The following is a 16,343-nucleotide window of genomic DNA, read 5'->3' on the forward strand; positions in this document are numbered from 1 at the left end:
CCGAGCCTAGGGGCCCTCGCAGGAGCCGGGGACCTGCATCACAAACTCGGGGCTGGCGCGCTCGTTACTCGCGGGTTAAGCTCAATCGAGCGAGTTACCCACTCGCGCGACTCGCAGCGGCCTGGTGACGCAGCCGCTGTGAGGCTGGTCGGTTCGGTACTTCGTGTACTTCGTACGACCCGGCTCCGGGACAGAGCCGGTCGGATCACTTCTACGGGCGTGTGCACGCCCGTGTACGGCACCGGGCGTGTGCGCTCGTCAGCCCGGCAGACACCCGCAACCACCGCACTGTGTGCGCCCGTAGACAGATCCAGGCGCACTCCTCAGTCGTCACCTTCTTTTGGAGTCCGCGATGGCCACTCCCCTGTCCGACACCCCTCTGTCCCCGTTCAAGACCATTGCCGTCGTCGGCCTCGGCACCATGGGCACCGGCATCGCCGAGGTGCTGGCCCGGGCCGGCCGCGAGGTCATCGGCATCGACATCAGTGAGATCGCGGCCGGCAAGGCCGTCGCCGCCCTGGAGGCCGCCACCGCCCGCGCGGTCGGCCGAGGTCGCCTGACCGAGCAGGAACGCGACGACGCCCTCGCCCGTTTCCGGACGTTCACCGACCTGCGGGCCGCGGCCGACGCCGATCTGGTCATCGAAGTGGTGCCCGAGTCGTACGAGACCAAGCAGCAGGTCCTGCGCGCCCTCGACGGCATCGTGCGCCCGGACGCCGTCCTCGCCACCGGCACCAACGCCCTGTCCGTCACCCGTCTCGCGGCCGACTCGGCCCATCCGGAGCGGGTCCTCGGACTCCACTTCTTCAACCCCGCGCCGGCGATGCGGCTGGTCGAGGTCGTCTCCTCCGTGCTCACCGCGCCCGCCGCCGTCACCGCCGTCACCAACCTCGCCCTCGACCTGGGCAAGGAGCCCGTGGCGGTGGGCGACCGGCCCGGATTCGTCGCCGACGGGCTGCTGTTCGGCTACCTCAACCAGGCCGCCGCGATGTACGAGGCCAAGTACGCCTCGCGGGAGGACATCGACGCCGCGATGAAGCTGGGCTGCGGGCTTCCCATGGGCCCGCTCGCCCTGCTCGACCTGATCGGCGTCGACACGGCCCGCACCGTCCTGGAGGCCATGTACGCCGCCTCCCGCGACCGTCTGCACGCTCCCGCGCCGATCCTCCGGCAGCTCAGTGATGCGGGTCTGACGGGCCGTAAGTCGGGGCGCGGCTTCTACACGTACGAGGCTCCCGGCAGCCCGGTCGTCGTCCGCGACGCGCTGACCCCGCTGGACGGTGCCTCCCTGATGCAGGGCCGTCCCGTCGCCTCGGTCGGTGTCGCCGGTTCGGGCACCATGGCCTCCGGCATCGCCGAGGTCTTCGCCAAGGCCGGGTACGAGGTCGTCCTCGCCGCCCGGACCGAGGAGAAGGCCCAGGCCGCGCGGGCCCGGATCGGCAAGTCGCTGGCTCGCTCGGTCGACAAGGGCCGGATGACCTCCGAGGCGGCCGCCCAGACGCTCGACCGGATCCGGCCGACGGGCTCCTACGACGACTTCGCGGACGTCGACCTGGCCCTGGAGGCGGTCGCCGAGGACCTGGAGATCAAGAGGCAGCTGTTCGCCACGTTCGACAAGGTCTGCAAGCCTGGCGCGATCCTCGCCACCACCACCTCCTCGCTGCCGGTCGTCGCCTGCGCCCGGGCCACCTCGCGCCCGCAGGACGTGATCGGCATGCACTTCTTCAACCCGGCCCCGGCCATGAAGCTGGTCGAGGTGGTCAGCACCGTGCTGACCGCGGACGATGTGCAGGCGACGGTGCGCGAGCTGTGCACCTCGATCAAGAAGCACCCGGTCGACTGCGGCGACCGCGCCGGGTTCATCGTGAACGCCCTGCTGTTCCCGTACCTCAACAACGCGATCAAGATGGTGCAGGAGCACTACGCGTCCCTCGACGACATCGACGCGGCGATGAAGCTGGGCGGCGGCTACCCGATGGGCCCGTTCGAACTGCTCGACGTCGTCGGCCTCGATGTCTCGCTGGCCATCGAGAAGGTGCTGCACCGGGAGTTCCGGGACCCGGGCCTCGCCCCGGCTCCGCTCCTGGAACACCTGGTGGCCGCGGGCTGCCTCGGCCGCAAGACCGGCCGTGGCTTCCGTGAATATGCCAAGCGCTGACCGGCCCGGCGACTGGTTCCGAGGCGGCGCCGACTGGGGCGGACTGCTCGATCCGAACGGCGACCCCCCGCCCGCACAGGGCGGGGGTGACCCCGGACGTGCGCATCATCCTGCACACATGCAGTACGTTCGGGTCATGTCCCAGCCCGCCAAGTCCTCACGTACACCAGCTGCTCCCGACGTGCCGGAGAGTGCCGCAGGCAGTCGCGCCGCCGCCCAGCGGCTCAAGATGCGCCGGGAGCTGGCGGCCGCGGCGATGGAACTGTTCGCCACGAAAGGGTACGAAGCGACCACCGTCGACGAGATCGCGGCGGCCGCCGGGGTCGCCCGGCGCACCTTCTTCCGCCACTTCCGCTCCAAGGAAGAGGCGATCTTCCCGGACCACGACGACACCCTGGTGCGGGCCGAGGCGGTACTCAATGCCGCTCCGGCGCACGAGCACCCGCTGGACACCGTGTGCCGCGGCATCAAGGAAGTCATGAAGATGTACGCGGCCCGGCCGGAGATCTCCGTGCAGCGCTACAAGCTGACACGGGAGGTGCCGACGCTGCGCGAGGCCGAGATCGCCTCGGTCGCCCGCTACGAGCGGCTCTTCACCCGCTATCTGCTCGGCCACTTCGACGAGCACGCGCACGACGACGACGCGAACGACGATCCGCTGCTGGCGGAGGTCGCCGCGTCGGCGGTGGTCACCGCACACAACCACGTCCTGCGGCGCTGGCTGCGGGCCGGCGGCCAGGGGGACGTGGAGACCCAGCTCGACCACGCCTTCGCCATTGTGCGCAGGACCTTCGGCACCGGGATCGGGGCCGGGCGCGGGACTGCGCCGCGCACCGCGCCGGCCGCCGTGGCGACACAGGGCGAGGTGCTGGTGACGGTGGCCAGGACCGACGCGCCGCTCGACGAGGTCATGCGGACCATCGAACAGGCACTCAAGGAACACTCCTAGCAGTACCCGGCCCTCACAAAGCCCTTCGGCGCCCACCACGGACCGGCGGCGGCATCCGATGCCACCACCGGTCCGTTCCTTTTGCCCCTACTCGTCAGTAACTTTGATCGATCATCGCTCATTTGTCACGTAAAGATTTCATCTGAGAGCAATATCTGGCACCCAGTGCCTTGCGAGGTGACACGCCGTGCCATACGTTGGTCTTGTCCGGGCGGCCGGCGTGCAGAGACCTTTCGTACGCCGGCTGTCCCCGCAAGCCTCCCTCGGCGAGCGCGCCCGGACGCCTGCGTCACAGGCAACTTCTCGCGCCACAAAGCGCTGCCACAGCACCACTGAGCCGAACCGACGGCACACCGCTCACACCAGCAGCAGCACCGACGTATCCCTCAGCGTCTCCCCTCAAGACGCCATTCGCCGGAGGCAACATCGTGAAGGACATCCTGGACGCGATTCAGTCGGGGACGGCCACGTCCGCCGACTTCGCCGCACTCCCGCTCCCCGAGTCGTACCGCGCGGTGACCGTGCACAAGGACGAGACGGAGATGTTCGCCGGGCTCACCACCCGCGACAAGGACCCCCGCAAGTCCATACACGTGGACGATGTCCCGCTGCCCGAGCTCGGCCCGGGCGAGGCCCTGGTGGCCGTCATGGCCTCCTCGGTCAACTACAACTCGGTGTGGACCTCGATCTTCGAGCCACTGCCGACCTTCGGCTTCCTGGAGCGCTACGGCAAGCTCTCCGAGCTCACCAAGCGCCACGACCTGCCGTACCACATCATCGGCTCCGACCTCGCGGGCGTGGTCCTGCGCACCGGCCCCGGCGTCAACGCCTGGCAGCCGGGCGACGAGGTCGTCGCGCACTGCCTCTCGGTGGAACTGGAGTCCTCCGACGGCCACAACGACACGATGCTCGACCCCGAGCAGCGGATCTGGGGCTTCGAGACCAACTTCGGCGGCCTCGCCGAGATCGCGCTCGTCAAGTCCAACCAGCTGATGCCGAAGCCCGGCCACCTCAGCTGGGAGGAGGCCGCCGCCCCGGGCCTGGTCAACTCCACCGCCTACCGGCAGCTCGTCTCCCGCAACGGCGCCCAGATGAAGCAGGGCGACAACGTGCTGATCTGGGGCGCGAGCGGCGGCCTCGGCTCGTACGCGACCCAGTTCGCGCTCGCGGGCGGCGCCAACCCCATCTGTGTCGTCTCCTCGCCGGCCAAGGCGGAGATCTGCCGCTCGATGGGCGCCGAGGCGATCATCGACCGCACCGCCGAGGACTACAAGTTCTGGAAGGACGAGCACACCCAGGACCCGAAGGAGTGGAAGCGCTTCGGCAAGCGCATCCGCGAACTGACCGGCGGCGAGGACGTCGACATCGTCTTCGAGCACCCCGGCCGCGAGACCTTCGGCGCCTCGGTCTACGTCACCCGCAAGGGCGGCACGATCGTCACCTGCGCCTCGACTTCGGGCTACAACCACGAGTACGACAACCGCTACCTGTGGATGTCCCTGAAGCGGATCATCGGCTCGCACTTCGCCAACTACCGCGAGGCCTGGGAGGCCAACCGGCTCATCGCGAAGGGCAAGATCCACCCGACGCTGTCGAAGGTGTACTCGCTGGACGAGACCGGTCAGGCCGCGTTCGATGTGCACCGCAACCTCCACCAGGGCAAGGTCGGCGTGCTGTGCCTCGCCCCCGAGGAGGGCCTGGGCGTGCGCGACGGGGAGATGCGCGCCAAGCACCTCGACGCCATCAACCGCTTCCGGAACATCTGAGGACACCGGAGGTCATAGATGACTGAGCGTCAGAAAGCGCCCGCGGCCGAGGACACGCCGGCGTCGAAAGAGCCGCAGGCCCAGAAGAGCAAGGACCGCCCGTGGCTGATGCGCACGTACGCCGGTCACTCCACGGCCGAGGCGTCCAACGAGCTGTACCGGCGCAACCTCGCCAAGGGCCAGACCGGCCTGTCGGTGGCGTTCGACCTGCCGACGCAGACCGGCTACGACTCCGACCACATCCTCGCCCGCGGCGAGGTCGGCCGGGTCGGCGTGCCGATCGCGCACCTCGGTGACATGCGCCGGCTGTTCCAGGACATACCCCTGGAGCAGATGAACACCTCGATGACCATCAACGCCACGGCCATGTGGCTGCTGGCGCTCTACCAGGTCGTCGCGGAGGAGCAGGGCGCGGACATCACCAAGCTCCAGGGCACGACCCAGAACGACATCGTCAAGGAGTACCTGTCGCGCGGGACGCATGTCTTCCCGCCGGGGCCCTCGCTCCGGCTGACGACGGACATGATCGCGTACACGGTCTCCCACATCCCGAAGTGGAACCCGATCAACATCTGCAGCTACCACCTGCAGGAGGCGGGCGCCACGCCGGTGCAGGAGATCGCGTACGCGATGTCCACCGCGATCGCCGTCCTCGACGCGGTGCGCGACAGCGGCCAGGTGCCCCAGGAGCGCATGGGCGATGTCGTCGGCCGTATCTCCTTCTTCGTGAACGCGGGCGTCCGCTTCATCGAGGAGATGTGCAAGATGCGGGCGTTCGGCCGCATCTGGGACCGGATCACGCGTGAGCGGTACGGCATCCAGGACCCCAAGCACCGCCGCTTCCGCTACGGCGTCCAGGTCAACTCCCTGGGCCTGACGGAGGCGCAGCCGGAGAACAACGTCCAGCGGATCGTGCTGGAGATGCTGGCGGTGACCCTCTCCAAGGACGCACGCGCGCGCGCCGTGCAGCTGCCGGCCTGGAACGAGGCGCTGGGCCTGCCCCGGCCCTGGGACCAGCAGTGGTCGCTGCGCATCCAGCAAGTACTCGCGCACGAGAGCGACCTGCTGGAGTACGAGGACATCTTCGAGGGCTCGAAGGTCATCGAGGCCAAGGTCGGCGAACTGGTCGAGGAGTCGTTCGCCGAGATCGAGCGGATCCAGGAGATGGGCGGCGCGATGGCCGCCGTCGAGTCGGGCTACCTCAAGTCGCAGCTCGTCGCCTCGCACGCCGAGCGCAGGGGTCGTATCGAGGGCGGCCAGGAGAAGATCATCGGCGTCAACATCTTCGAGACGACCGAGCCCAACCCGCTGACGGCCGACCTGGACACGGCGATCCAGACGGTCGACCCGGCGGTCGAGGCACGCGTCATCGCCTCCCTCCAGCACTGGCGCGACACCCGCTACCAGCCGCCGTTCAACCACCCCCGCCCCTGCAAGGCGCTGGAGCGGCTGAAGGAGGCGGCCAAGGGCAGCGAGAACCTGATGGAGGCCACCCTGGAGTGTGCCCGCGCCGGGGTCACGACCGGGGAGTGGGCCGGCGCCCTGCGCGAGGTGTTCGGCGAGTTCCGCGCACCGACCGGCGTGTCGTCCGCCCCGGTCGCGGTGGCCGCCGAGGAGGGCACGGCGCTGGCCCAGGTGCGCCGCAAGGTGGATCTGACGGCCCAGGACCTCGGCGTCGGCAAGCTCCGCTTCCTGGTGGGCAAGCCGGGCCTGGACGGGCACTCCAACGGCGCCGAGCAGATCGCCGTACGGGCCCGCGACGCCGGGTTCGAGGTGGTCTACCAGGGCATCAGGCTGACGCCCGAACAGATAGTGGACGCCGCCCTCGCGGAGGACGTGCACGCGGTGGGCCTGTCCATCCTCTCCGGCTCCCACGCGCAGTTGGTGCCGGACGTGCTGGACCGGCTGCGCGAGGCCGGCGCCACCGACATTCCGGTGATCGCGGGCGGAATCATTCCCAGCGCCGACGCCGAGCAGCTCAGGGCCGCTGGAGTGGCCGCGGTCTTCACCCCGAAGGACTTCGACATCACCGGAATCATCGGCCGTATCGTCGACGAGATCCGGAAAGCGAACAAGCTCGACCCCCTGGAGGTCCCCGCATGACAACCCCTGTCAACCGCCTTCGTCCGCGGCGCTCCTGCCTGGCGGTACCGGGCTCGAACCCCCGCTTCCTGGAGAAGGCGCAGGGCCTCCCCGCCGACCAGGTCTTCCTCGACCTGGAGGACGCGTGCGCGCCGCTGGCCAAGCCCGAGGCGCGGCACACCATCGTCAAGTTCCTCAACGAGGGCGACTGGACGGGCAAGACGCGGGTCGTGCGGGTCAACGACTGGACGACCGAGTGGACGTACCGCGACGTCGTGACGGTGGTCGAGGGCGCGGGGCCGAACCTGGACTGCATCATGCTGCCGAAGGTGCAGGACGCCCAGCAGATCGTGGCGCTCGACCTGCTGCTGACCCAGATCGAGAAGACCATGGGCTTCGAGGTCGGCCGGATCGGCATCGAGGCGCAGATCGAGAACGCCCAGGGCCTCAACAACGTCAATGAGATCGCCCAGGCCTCCTCGCGTATCGAGACGATCATCTTCGGCCCGGCCGACTTCATGGCGTCGATCAACATGAAGTCGCTGGTCGTGGGCGAGCAGCCGCCCGGCTACCCGGCGGACGCCTACCACTACATCCTGATGAAGATCCTGATGGCCGCCCGCGCCAACAACCTCCAGGCGATCGACGGTCCCTACCTGCAGATCCGCAACGTGGACGGCTTCCGCGAGGTGGCGGGTCGTGCCGCCGCGCTGGGCTTCGACGGCAAGTGGGTGCTCCACCCGGGTCAGGTGGACGCCGCCAACGAGGTGTTCTCGCCGGCCCAGGAGGACTACGACCACGCCGAGCTGATCCTGGACGCGTACGACTACTACACGTCCGAGGCGGGCGGCAAGAAGGGTTCGGCGATGCTCGGCGACGAGATGATCGACGAGGCCAGCCGCAAGATGGCCCTGGTCATCGCGGGCAAGGGACGCGCCGCCGGCATGCGGCGCACCAGCACGTTCGAGATCCCGGAGGCCTGAGCGCCATGCAGTTCGGACGCACCTACGAGGAGTTCGAGGTCGGGGCGACGTACAAGCACTGGCCGGGCAAGACGGTCACGGAGTACGACGACCACCTGTTCTGTCTCCTCACCATGAACCACCACCCGCTCCACATGGACACGAACTATGCGGAGAAGACGACGGACTTCGGTCAGAACGTCGTCGTCGGCAACTACATCTACTCGCTGCTGCTCGGTATGTCCGTCCCGGACATCTCCGGCAAGGCGATCGCCAACCTGGAGATCGAGTCGCTCAAGCACGTGGCGCCGACGTTCCACGGCGACACGATCTACGGCGAGACCACCGTGCTGGACAAGTGGCCGTCGAAGTCGAAGAACGACCGCGGCATCGTGCACGTCGAGACCAAGGGCTACAAGCAGGACGGCACGCTCGTGTGCGTGTTCCGCCGCAAGGTGATGGTCCCCACCGAGACGTACATCAAGGAGCGCGGCGGCGAGCAGCCCGGCCGCCCGGAGCTCAAGTCCCAGGAGAAGTGATGAGCCGCCTCGCCCAGACCCACGGTCTGACAGACGTCCAGCAGGAGATCCTCTCCACCGTCCGCGACTTCGTGGACAAGGAGATCATCCCGGTCGCGACCGAGCTGGAGCACCGCGACGAGTACCCGCAGCAGATCGTCGACGGCCTCAAGGAGCTGGGCCTGTTCGGTCTGATGATCCCCGAGGAGTACGGGGGCCTGGGCGAGTCGCTGCTGACCTACGCACTGTGCGTGGAGGAGATCGCCCGCGGCTGGATGTCGGTCTCCGGCATCATCAACACGCACTTCATCGTGGCGTACATGCTCAAGCAGCACGGCACCGAGGAACAGAAGGCCCACTTCCTTCCGAAGATGGCCCTCGGCGAGATCCGCGGCGCCTTCTCGATGTCCGAGCCGGGCCTCGGTTCCGATGTGTCGGCGATCACGTCCAAGGCGGTGAAGGACGGTGACGAGTACGTTCTGAACGGCCAGAAGATGTGGCTGACGAACGGCGGCACGTCCACGCTCGTCGCCGTACTCGTCCGGAGTGACGAAGGACACCCCGAGGGCACCGCGCCCCACAAGTCGATGACGACCTTCCTGGTCGAGAAGGAGCCCGGCTTCGGCGAGGTCCGCCCCGGCCTCACCATCCCCGGCAAGATCGACAAGATGGGTTACAAGGGTGTCGACACCACGGAACTGATCATGGACGGACTGCGCATTCCGGCCGACCGGGTGCTCGGCGGGGTCACCGGCCGCGGGTTTTACCAGATGATGGACGGCGTCGAGGTCGGCCGGGTGAACGTCGCGGCCCGTGGTTGCGGCGTCGCTCAGCGTGCCTTCGAGCTCGGCGTCGCGTACGCCCAGCAGCGGCACACCTTCGGCAAGCCGATCGCCCAGCACCAGGCCATTCAGTTCAAACTGGCGGAAATGGCCACCAAGGTCGAGGCCGCGCATGCCATGATGGTGAACGCGGCACGCAAAAAGGACTCCGGGGAGCGAAACGACCTCGAGGCGGGCATGGCGAAGTACCTGGCCTCCGAGTACTGTAAGGAGGTCGTGGAGGACGCCTTCCGGATCCACGGCGGCTACGGCTTCTCGAAGGAGTACGAGATCGAGAGGCTCTACCGCGAGGCCCCGATGCTACTGATCGGCGAGGGTACCGCCGAGATCCAGAAAATGATCATCGGCCGCCGACTGCTCGAAGAGTATCGACTCCAGGGCTAGATATCCTGATACGGGGTGTTTTCTTCGCGAAGAAGATCACACCCCGTCAACCTCCTTCGGCCGCCGACTCGGCTTCCTGGCTTGCTCAGTTGCGGTCCGCGACCGGTACGATCGCCGGAAAGCCGCCGTCCCCCGTTGAAGCGCGGCATCATCCGCTACGAAGGTCATCCATGCCCCACAGCCAAACCTCTGCACCACGCGACAGCCTTGTCAGCGTACGCCTCGCGCGCGGAGCATCGCCGTGGCTTCTCCCGACCGTTGCCACCGCAGCGCTCAGCCTGGCCCGTGCACGCCGCTCCGGCGCTGCCAGGGCCGTGGCCGTGCCCGCCACCGCCCTCGCGGCGGGCATGCTGTGGTTCTTCCGCGACCCCGAGCGCGAGATCACTCAGGGCCGGGTCATCTCGCCCGCCGACGGTGTGGTGCAGAGCATCATGCCGTGGAAGGACGGACGCACCCGCGTCGCGATCTTCATGAGCCCGCTCAACGTCCACGTGAACCGCGCGCCGCTGGCCGGCACCGTCACGTCGGTCAAGCATGTCCCCGGCGGCTTTGTTCCCGCTTTCAACAAGGAGAGCGAGAACAACGAGCGCGTAGTCTGGCACTTCGACACCGAACTCGGCGACATCGAGATGATCCAGATCGCCGGCGCGGTGGCCCGCCGTATCGTCCCTTACATCCCGCAGGGCACGAAAGTCGAGCAGGGCGACCGCATCGGTCTGATCCGCTTCGGCTCGCGCGTCGACCTCTACCTGCCCGAGGGCGTGGAGGTCGCGGTCGAGGTCGGGCAGAAGACCGTGGCTGGGGTGACTCGTCTTGACCGTGATTGATCCCGATACCAAGTCCGACTGGGTGCCGGAGGCCGACGAGGTGTCCGACGAGGAGGAGATGCCGCTCTCACTCCGCCTCTCGATAGCGGACACCCTCACCCTGGGCAACGCCACCTGCGGGTTCATGGCGGTGTACTTCACCACCACCGGCATCCTGATCCCGCACCTGACGGGTGACGACCAGTCGGTGGGCATGGCCCGGCACAGCGCTGCCACGGCCGTGATCCTCATGCTCTGCGCCGCGGTCTTCGACCTGTTCGACGGCCTGGTGGCAAGGAAGCTGCGCTCCTCCCCCATGGGCGCCGAACTCGACAACCTCTCCGATCTGATCAGCTTCGGTCTGGCTCCGGCCTACTTCGTCCTGGTCTACGGCATGGTCGCCGACGACGCGCACCAGAGAGTGGCCGCGGTCGGGGCGATCGTGGTGCTGCTCGCGGTGGTGCTTCGACTCGCGCGCTTCTCGTGCGTGACACCGACGAACGGCATGTTCCAGGGCATGCCCTCACCGTTCGGTGCGCTCACGGTGGTCTCCATCGTCCTGCTGGAGCTGCCCTTCTTCGCCACGCTCCTGGCGATCCTGGGCACGGCATGGCTGATGGTGAGCCGGGTGGAGTACCCGAAGCCGCGCGGCCGTCTCGCGGTGGCCATGCTGTCCTGGATCGTGCTGTCGATGGGCCTTCTGGTGGCCTGGGCCTTCGACGCACCGAGCGGCCAGCTCCTGCTCCAGACGGGCTGCGCGCTGCAGCTGGTCATGGGGGCGGTCATCCCGCTCTTCGCGACCGCTCGCCGCGTGAACAACTTCCGCGGCAACCGCCGAGAGGCGCGTGCGGCGCAGCTCCCGTAACACTGCGCTCGTCGTGTGCGAGGGCCCCGGACCCGGATGGGTTCGGGGCCCTTCGCTTTGTGGCCGCGCCCGGAAGCGGTCGCCCCCAGCGAGGGCCGGGGCCCGTCCGGGCTGGGCTCAGCTCAGGAAGTCGCGTGCGATCCGCTCCGCCACCCGCTCCAGGATCGGTCCCGCATCCGCGATGCACCTCGCGACATCCGGTTCGACCTCGGTCAGCGGGTACGCGCGCCGGATCCCGGCCCCTGCCAGCGCCTCCCTGGGCAGGGCCAGCCGGCCGCACACCGCGACCACCTCCTTGCCGGCCGCCCGGGCGGCCGCCGCGACCCCCGCCGGCGCCTTGCCGTGCAGTGTCTGCCGGTCCAGCGATCCCTCGCCCGTGATCACCAGCGAGGCCCGCTCGAGCGCCGGAGCGAAGCCCAGGACGTCCAGCATGACCTCGATACCGGGCCGGAAACGCGCGCCCAGCACCAGCGCCCCGTACCCGATACCGCCCGCGGCCCCGGCCCCCGGCGAGGCGGCGTACTCCGCCGTCCCGGGACCCGTCGCCTCGCCGAGGACCTTGGCGTAGTGCGCGAGCGCAGCGTCCAGCACCGCCACGTCGTCCGCTGAGGCACCCTTCTGTGGCCCGTAGACCGCCGCCGCGCCCTTCGGCCCGGTCAGCGGATTGTCGACATCGCTCGCCAGCACCAGGTCCACCGAGGACAGCCGCGGGTCAAGCCCGGACAGATCGGCTCGGGCGAGTGCGGCCAGTCCGCCGCCGCCCGGCGTCACCGGCTCCCCGTCCGCGTCCAGGAACCGCGCCCCGAGCGCGGACAGCATCCCCGCGCCTCCATCCGTCGTCGCGCTGCCGCCGACCCCGAACACGACCGTGCGCGCGCCGGCGTCGAGCGCGGCGCGCAGCAGTTCCCCGGAGCCGTACGTGGACGCGGTCAGCGGCGCGTAGACCCCGGCCGGCAGCCGCTGCAGCCCGCTGGCCTCGGCCATCTCCACGACCGCGGTGTCGCCGCGCAGTGCGAACGCGGCCGTCACCTCATGGCCGAGCGGGCCCGCGACTCTTACCTCACGCCGCTCGAACCCGGCCGCGACGGCCGCGTCCACGGTGCCGTCGCCCCCGTCGGCCACGGGCAGCGCCTCGATCTCCAGCCCCGGCACCACTCCGCGCAGCCCCGTCGCGACCCGCTCCGCGACCTGTACGGCCGTCAGCGAGCCCTTGAACTTGTCAGCGGCGATGAGCACCCGATGTGCCGTTCGAGTGCCCTTCACAGCAGCGTCCGCCACCCGCATTCCCCTTACTCTTCGAGCCTTGCGCATGTCAAGACAGTCGCGCCGATGCGACCCTAACCAACGGACGCGCCGACCGCCACGCCGCGTCCGGCCCTCGGGACCCCGCGCAAGGACCTGTGGAAATGGGTAGACCTTCAGCCATGACCCCTGAGGGCATCGAGCTCGCCGACCGCATCCTCGGAGGCTGGCTCGGCCGGATCGCGGGCAACATGCTCGGCAAACCGGTCGAGCAGGGCGACCTGTGGACGCGGGAGCGCATCGACCGCTATCTGCGGCAGGCCTCCGCCCTGCCGCTCACCGACTACCTGCCGGAGCCCGCCACCGAGAGCGACGGCTTCGAGTTACGGCCGGAGTGGCGCCAGTGCGTACGCGGCCGCATCCACGGGAGCTGCCGCGACGACGACGTCGACTACGCGATCCTCGGCCTCGACCTGCTCGAGACGCACGGCTTCGGCTTCAGCACCGAGCAGGTGGGCGACCTGTGGCTGCTGCGGCTGCCGTATCTGCAGACGTTCACGGCCGAGCGGGCCGCCTACCGCAACCTCGCCAACGGACTGAAACCCCCGCTCACGGCCACGTACGACAACCCCTACCAGGAGTGGATCGGCGCCCTGATCCGCGCCGACGTCTACGGCTGGACCCGCCCCGGCGTCCCGTACCAGGCCGCCTCGCTGGCGCGCCGGGACGCCGTCCTGTCCCACACCGGCAACGGCGTGTACGGCGCGATGTGGGCGGCCGCGCTGATCTCGGCGGCGTTCACCGCGCCCACGGTCCGGCACGCGTTGGACTCCGCGCTGACCGTGATCCCGGCCGGCAGCCGCCTCGCCCGCACCGTGCGCCGGGTCGTCTCGCTCCACGAGACCCGGCTGAGCTGGGAGGAGACGCTCGACACGGTCGCCGAGGAGACGGCCGGGCTCGGCTGGATCCACACCGTCCCCAACGCCGCCGTGCTCACGGCCGGGCTTCTGTACGGCGACGGCGACTTCACCCGCACGATCGCGCTGACCGTCCGGGGCGGCCTGGACACCGACTCCAACGGCGCCACCGCCGGCTCGGTCGCCGGAGTCCTCACCGGGGCGCAGGCGATCCCCGCGCAATGGAAGGATCCCCTGGAGGACACGGTGCGCAGTGCGGTCTTCGGCTTCGGCTGCGTGAGTATCAGCGAACTGGCGGACCGGACGCTGCGCGTCGCGCACGCGGAATCGCGGTGAGCCGCCGGCCGTCGGGGGACCGGGTGGGACGCCCCCAACGACTCGATACGCTTCATGAATGAGCACTCCAGACTTCGCCACATACATCGCGGGCCTCCCCCGCGTCCTCGCCGGGGCCGCCGTACTGTTCCAGGACGGCGCGGGGCGGGTGCTGCTCGTCGAGCCCAACTACCGCGAGGGCTGGGCGCTGCCGGGCGGCACTGTCGAGTCGGACGACGGCGAGACCCCGCGCCAGGGCGCGCACCGCGAGACGCTGGAGGAGATCGGTCTCGACGTCGAGCTCGGCCGGCTGCTCGCTGTGGACTGGGTGCACTTCACGGGACACCCGCCGCTGGTGGCGTACCTCTACGACGGCGGAGTCCTCGACGAGGAGGCTCTCAAGGCGATCCGCCTGCAGGAAGAGGAGCTGCTGTCCTGGCGCCTCGTGCCGCGCGAGGAACTGACCGAGTATCTGTCCGGCACCCTGGGCCGCCGTGTCCTGGTCGCACTGGACGTCCTCGCCGCCGGCTCGGGCACGGCGGAACTGGAGAACGGCCACCGGGTCGGCTGACCCTCATCCGCCGAGCGCCGATATCCGTTCGCCGCCCCGCGGCGGTCCGCCCTACGCTCGGTCCCATGGCCAAGCCCCTCGTCGCGATCCTCAGTGGTGCCGGTATCTCGACGGACTCCGGGATCCCCGACTACCGCGGGCCCAACGGCCTGTGGCGGAAGAACCCCGAAGCCGAGAAGCTCGTGACGTACGAGTACTACATGGGCGATCCCGAGATCCGGCGGCGCTCCTGGCAGATGCGGCGCAAGAACCGCACGCTCAAGGCCGAGCCCAACGCCGCGCACCGCGCCGTGGCCGAGCTGGAGCGCTCCGGGGTGCCCGTGCGGGTCATCACGCAGAACGTCGACGGGCTCCACCAGCTCGCCGGGATGCCCGCCCGCAAGGTCCTGGAACTGCATGGCAGCGCCCGCAGCTTCGTGTGCACGAACTGTCATGCCCGCGGCCCCATGGAGGACGCCCTCGCGCGCGTCGAGGCCGGCGAGGAGGACCCGCCCTGCCTGAACTGCGGCGGCATCCTCAAATCGGCCACCGTGATGTTCGGTGAACGACTCGACCCGGTCGTGCTCGGTGAGGCCGTCGCCATCACCAAGGCGTGCCAGGTGTTCATCGCCGTCGGCAGCAGCCTGCAGGTGCAGCCCGCCGCCGGGCTCGCGGGCGTGGCCGCCGACCACGGAGCCCGCCTGGTCATCGTCAACGCCGAGCCGACACCGTACGACGACCGCGCCGAGGAGATCGTCCGCGAGCCGATCGGCACCGCGCTGCCCGAGCTACTGCGCGGCCTGACCGCCGCGAGCGGCCAGAGCTGACCGCGGCCCCGAGCCGTCCGTGGTCGCCGAGCGCCTCCACCGTGCCCCGTCGCCGCTGCCCAGGGGGCGGGGTCTCTCCTGTGCGGAGCCCCGGGGTGGGCCGGAGACGTCGCAGGCCGGCATGGGGTGGCTCGCGCTGGGGCGCGCCCGGTCACCCCGTGTCAGTCCGCTCATGCGCCGTCCGCGCCGACCAGCACGGCGCCGGGGTCCGAGAACGCGCCCGCCTGCTTGCGGTACGCGCCGGGCGACATTCCCGTGACGCGCTTGAAGGCCACGCTGAGTGCGCTCTCCGACCCGTATCCGACCGAGTGCGCGATGAGGGCGACCGTGTCGGTGCTCGCTCGCAGCTGCCGGGAGGCGAGTTCGATCCGCCAGCGGGTCAGGTACTCCAGCGGTCCCTGCCCGACGGTCTCCTTGAAGCGCGCCGCCAGCGTGGACCGCGACACGGCGCTCGCTTGCGCCAGTTCGGCCACGGTCCAGGAACGCGCGGGGTCTTCGTGCATCGACGCCAGGGCCGTGGCCACCACGGGGTCGGCGAGGCCGGACAGCCACCCCGACACCGCGTGCGGCTGACGGGCGAGGTGCAGCCGCACAACGTGGATGAGCATGATGACGGCGAGGTGCTCGGCGACCAGCGTCGAGGCCGGCGGCCTGTGGTGCAGTTCCTGCTCGATGGCGGTCAGCGCCCACTCCACGGCATCCGCCTGCTCTGTCCCCGCGGGCACGTGGACGACCGGGGGCAGCCCGTCCAGCAGCAGCTCCTGCGCCCGCTCGCCGAAGGAGAAGCGCCCGCCGATCAGGTACACATCGTCACCGGTACCGACCCGCGCGACGCCGCCCGTCGCCCTCGCGAAGACGGGGCCCGCGTCCACCGCGGTGGCCTCGGGGTCACTGCTCAGGGTGAAGCGCAGCGGGCGAGTGAGCAGGTAGCAGTCGCCGGCCGCCAGCTCGACCGGTTCCGGGAGCCCGTCGACCTCCAGCCGGCACCGTCCGCGTCTGACGGCGTTGAACTTGACGCCGGAGGGTGGGGCGAACCGCACGGCCCAGCGCCCTCCCGCCGCCAGGGCGGTCGACAGATGGCTGCGCGTCTCCAGTAGGGCCAGCACGTCCTCCAGTGGATCCATGAGCACCTCCTCTGGACGATGGCTGAAGAAGTCCGG

The 16,343-nt window shown here is 69.7% G+C and carries 14 protein-coding genes; 12 read left to right on the plus strand and 2 right to left on the minus strand.

What is annotated here, in order from left to right:
* Positions 1–352 precede the first annotated feature (352 nt).
* The 9 genes from ABZ904_RS18355 to pssA all read left to right on the plus strand — a co-directional run bounded on the left by ABZ904_RS18355 (position 353) and on the right by pssA (position 11,332).
* Positions 353–2,158 carry a 3-hydroxybutyryl-CoA dehydrogenase gene (locus ABZ904_RS18355; RefSeq protein ID WP_361824318.1) on the plus strand — a complete coding sequence of 602 codons (1,806 nt, stop codon included), beginning with the start codon at positions 353–355 and terminating at the stop codon, positions 2,156–2,158.
* A gap of 118 nt (positions 2,159–2,276) precedes the next feature.
* On the plus strand, positions 2,277–3,107 hold the full coding sequence (locus tag ABZ904_RS18360) for a TetR family transcriptional regulator (protein WP_360994483.1): 831 nt from the start codon (positions 2,277–2,279) through the stop codon (positions 3,105–3,107).
* 428 nt (positions 3,108–3,535) lie between these two features.
* Positions 3,536–4,873, plus strand: coding sequence for a crotonyl-CoA carboxylase/reductase (gene ccrA / locus ABZ904_RS18365; RefSeq protein WP_360994485.1), 1,338 nt, complete (start codon positions 3,536–3,538; stop codon positions 4,871–4,873).
* An 18-nt stretch (positions 4,874–4,891) separates the two neighbouring features.
* Entirely contained in the window at positions 4,892–6,976 is a 2,085-nt protein-coding gene (locus ABZ904_RS18370; RefSeq protein ID WP_360994487.1) for a protein meaA, read from the plus strand.
* Positions 6,973–7,938, plus strand: coding sequence for a CoA ester lyase (locus ABZ904_RS18375; RefSeq protein WP_359398176.1), 966 nt, complete (start codon positions 6,973–6,975; stop codon positions 7,936–7,938). The genes ABZ904_RS18370 and ABZ904_RS18375 overlap by 4 nt, the downstream gene beginning before the upstream one ends.
* A gap of 5 nt (positions 7,939–7,943) precedes the next feature.
* Complete coding sequence (locus ABZ904_RS18380; protein WP_359398178.1) at positions 7,944–8,456, plus strand: MaoC family dehydratase; 513 nt, start codon at positions 7,944–7,946, stop codon at positions 8,454–8,456.
* Complete coding sequence (locus ABZ904_RS18385; RefSeq protein ID WP_359398179.1) at positions 8,456–9,661, plus strand: acyl-CoA dehydrogenase family protein; 1,206 nt, start codon at positions 8,456–8,458, stop codon at positions 9,659–9,661. Before ABZ904_RS18380 ends, ABZ904_RS18385 begins: the two co-directional genes overlap by 1 nt.
* A 170-nt stretch (positions 9,662–9,831) precedes the next feature.
* Complete coding sequence (locus ABZ904_RS18390) at positions 9,832–10,488, plus strand: phosphatidylserine decarboxylase (RefSeq protein ID WP_360994734.1); 657 nt, start codon at positions 9,832–9,834, stop codon at positions 10,486–10,488.
* Between the two features lie 22 nt (positions 10,489–10,510).
* Positions 10,511–11,332 (plus strand): CDP-diacylglycerol--serine O-phosphatidyltransferase, encoded by an 822-nt coding sequence (pssA, locus tag ABZ904_RS18395; protein ID WP_359398245.1) that lies wholly within the window; start codon positions 10,511–10,513, stop codon positions 11,330–11,332.
* Positions 11,333–11,449: 117 nt separating this feature from the next.
* Here the strand turns inward: pssA and ABZ904_RS18400 are convergent, their stop codons facing one another.
* Positions 11,450–12,610 carry a glycerate kinase gene (locus ABZ904_RS18400; protein ID WP_359398181.1) on the minus strand — a complete coding sequence of 387 codons (1,161 nt, stop codon included), beginning with the start codon at positions 12,608–12,610 and terminating at the stop codon, positions 11,450–11,452.
* Between the two features lie 146 nt (positions 12,611–12,756).
* On the opposite strand from ABZ904_RS18400, the gene ABZ904_RS18405 reads away from it, so the two are divergent.
* The 3 genes from ABZ904_RS18405 to ABZ904_RS18415 all read left to right on the plus strand — a co-directional run bounded on the left by ABZ904_RS18405 (position 12,757) and on the right by ABZ904_RS18415 (position 15,183).
* On the plus strand, positions 12,757–13,827 hold the full coding sequence (locus ABZ904_RS18405) for an ADP-ribosylglycohydrolase family protein (RefSeq protein ID WP_360994492.1): 1,071 nt from the start codon (positions 12,757–12,759) through the stop codon (positions 13,825–13,827).
* Between the two features lie 58 nt (positions 13,828–13,885).
* The gene (locus ABZ904_RS18410) at positions 13,886–14,377 is read left to right on the plus strand and encodes an NUDIX hydrolase (RefSeq protein WP_361824326.1); all 492 of its coding nucleotides are present in this window, start codon (positions 13,886–13,888) and stop codon (positions 14,375–14,377) included.
* Between the two features lie 65 nt (positions 14,378–14,442).
* Positions 14,443–15,183, plus strand: a complete 741-nt coding sequence (locus ABZ904_RS18415; protein ID WP_359398187.1) for a Sir2 family NAD-dependent protein deacetylase — start codon at positions 14,443–14,445, stop codon at positions 15,181–15,183.
* A 170-nt stretch (positions 15,184–15,353) separates the two neighbouring features.
* Here the strand turns inward: ABZ904_RS18415 and ABZ904_RS18420 are convergent, their stop codons facing one another.
* Complete coding sequence (locus ABZ904_RS18420) at positions 15,354–16,307, minus strand: AraC family transcriptional regulator (RefSeq protein WP_361824329.1); 954 nt, start codon at positions 16,305–16,307, stop codon at positions 15,354–15,356.
* Positions 16,308–16,343 lie beyond the last annotated feature (36 nt).

Origin of the sequence: Streptomyces sp. NPDC046900 (genome assembly GCF_040644975.1) — a bacterium.
Classification (GTDB): domain Bacteria; phylum Actinomycetota; class Actinomycetes; order Streptomycetales; family Streptomycetaceae; genus Streptomyces.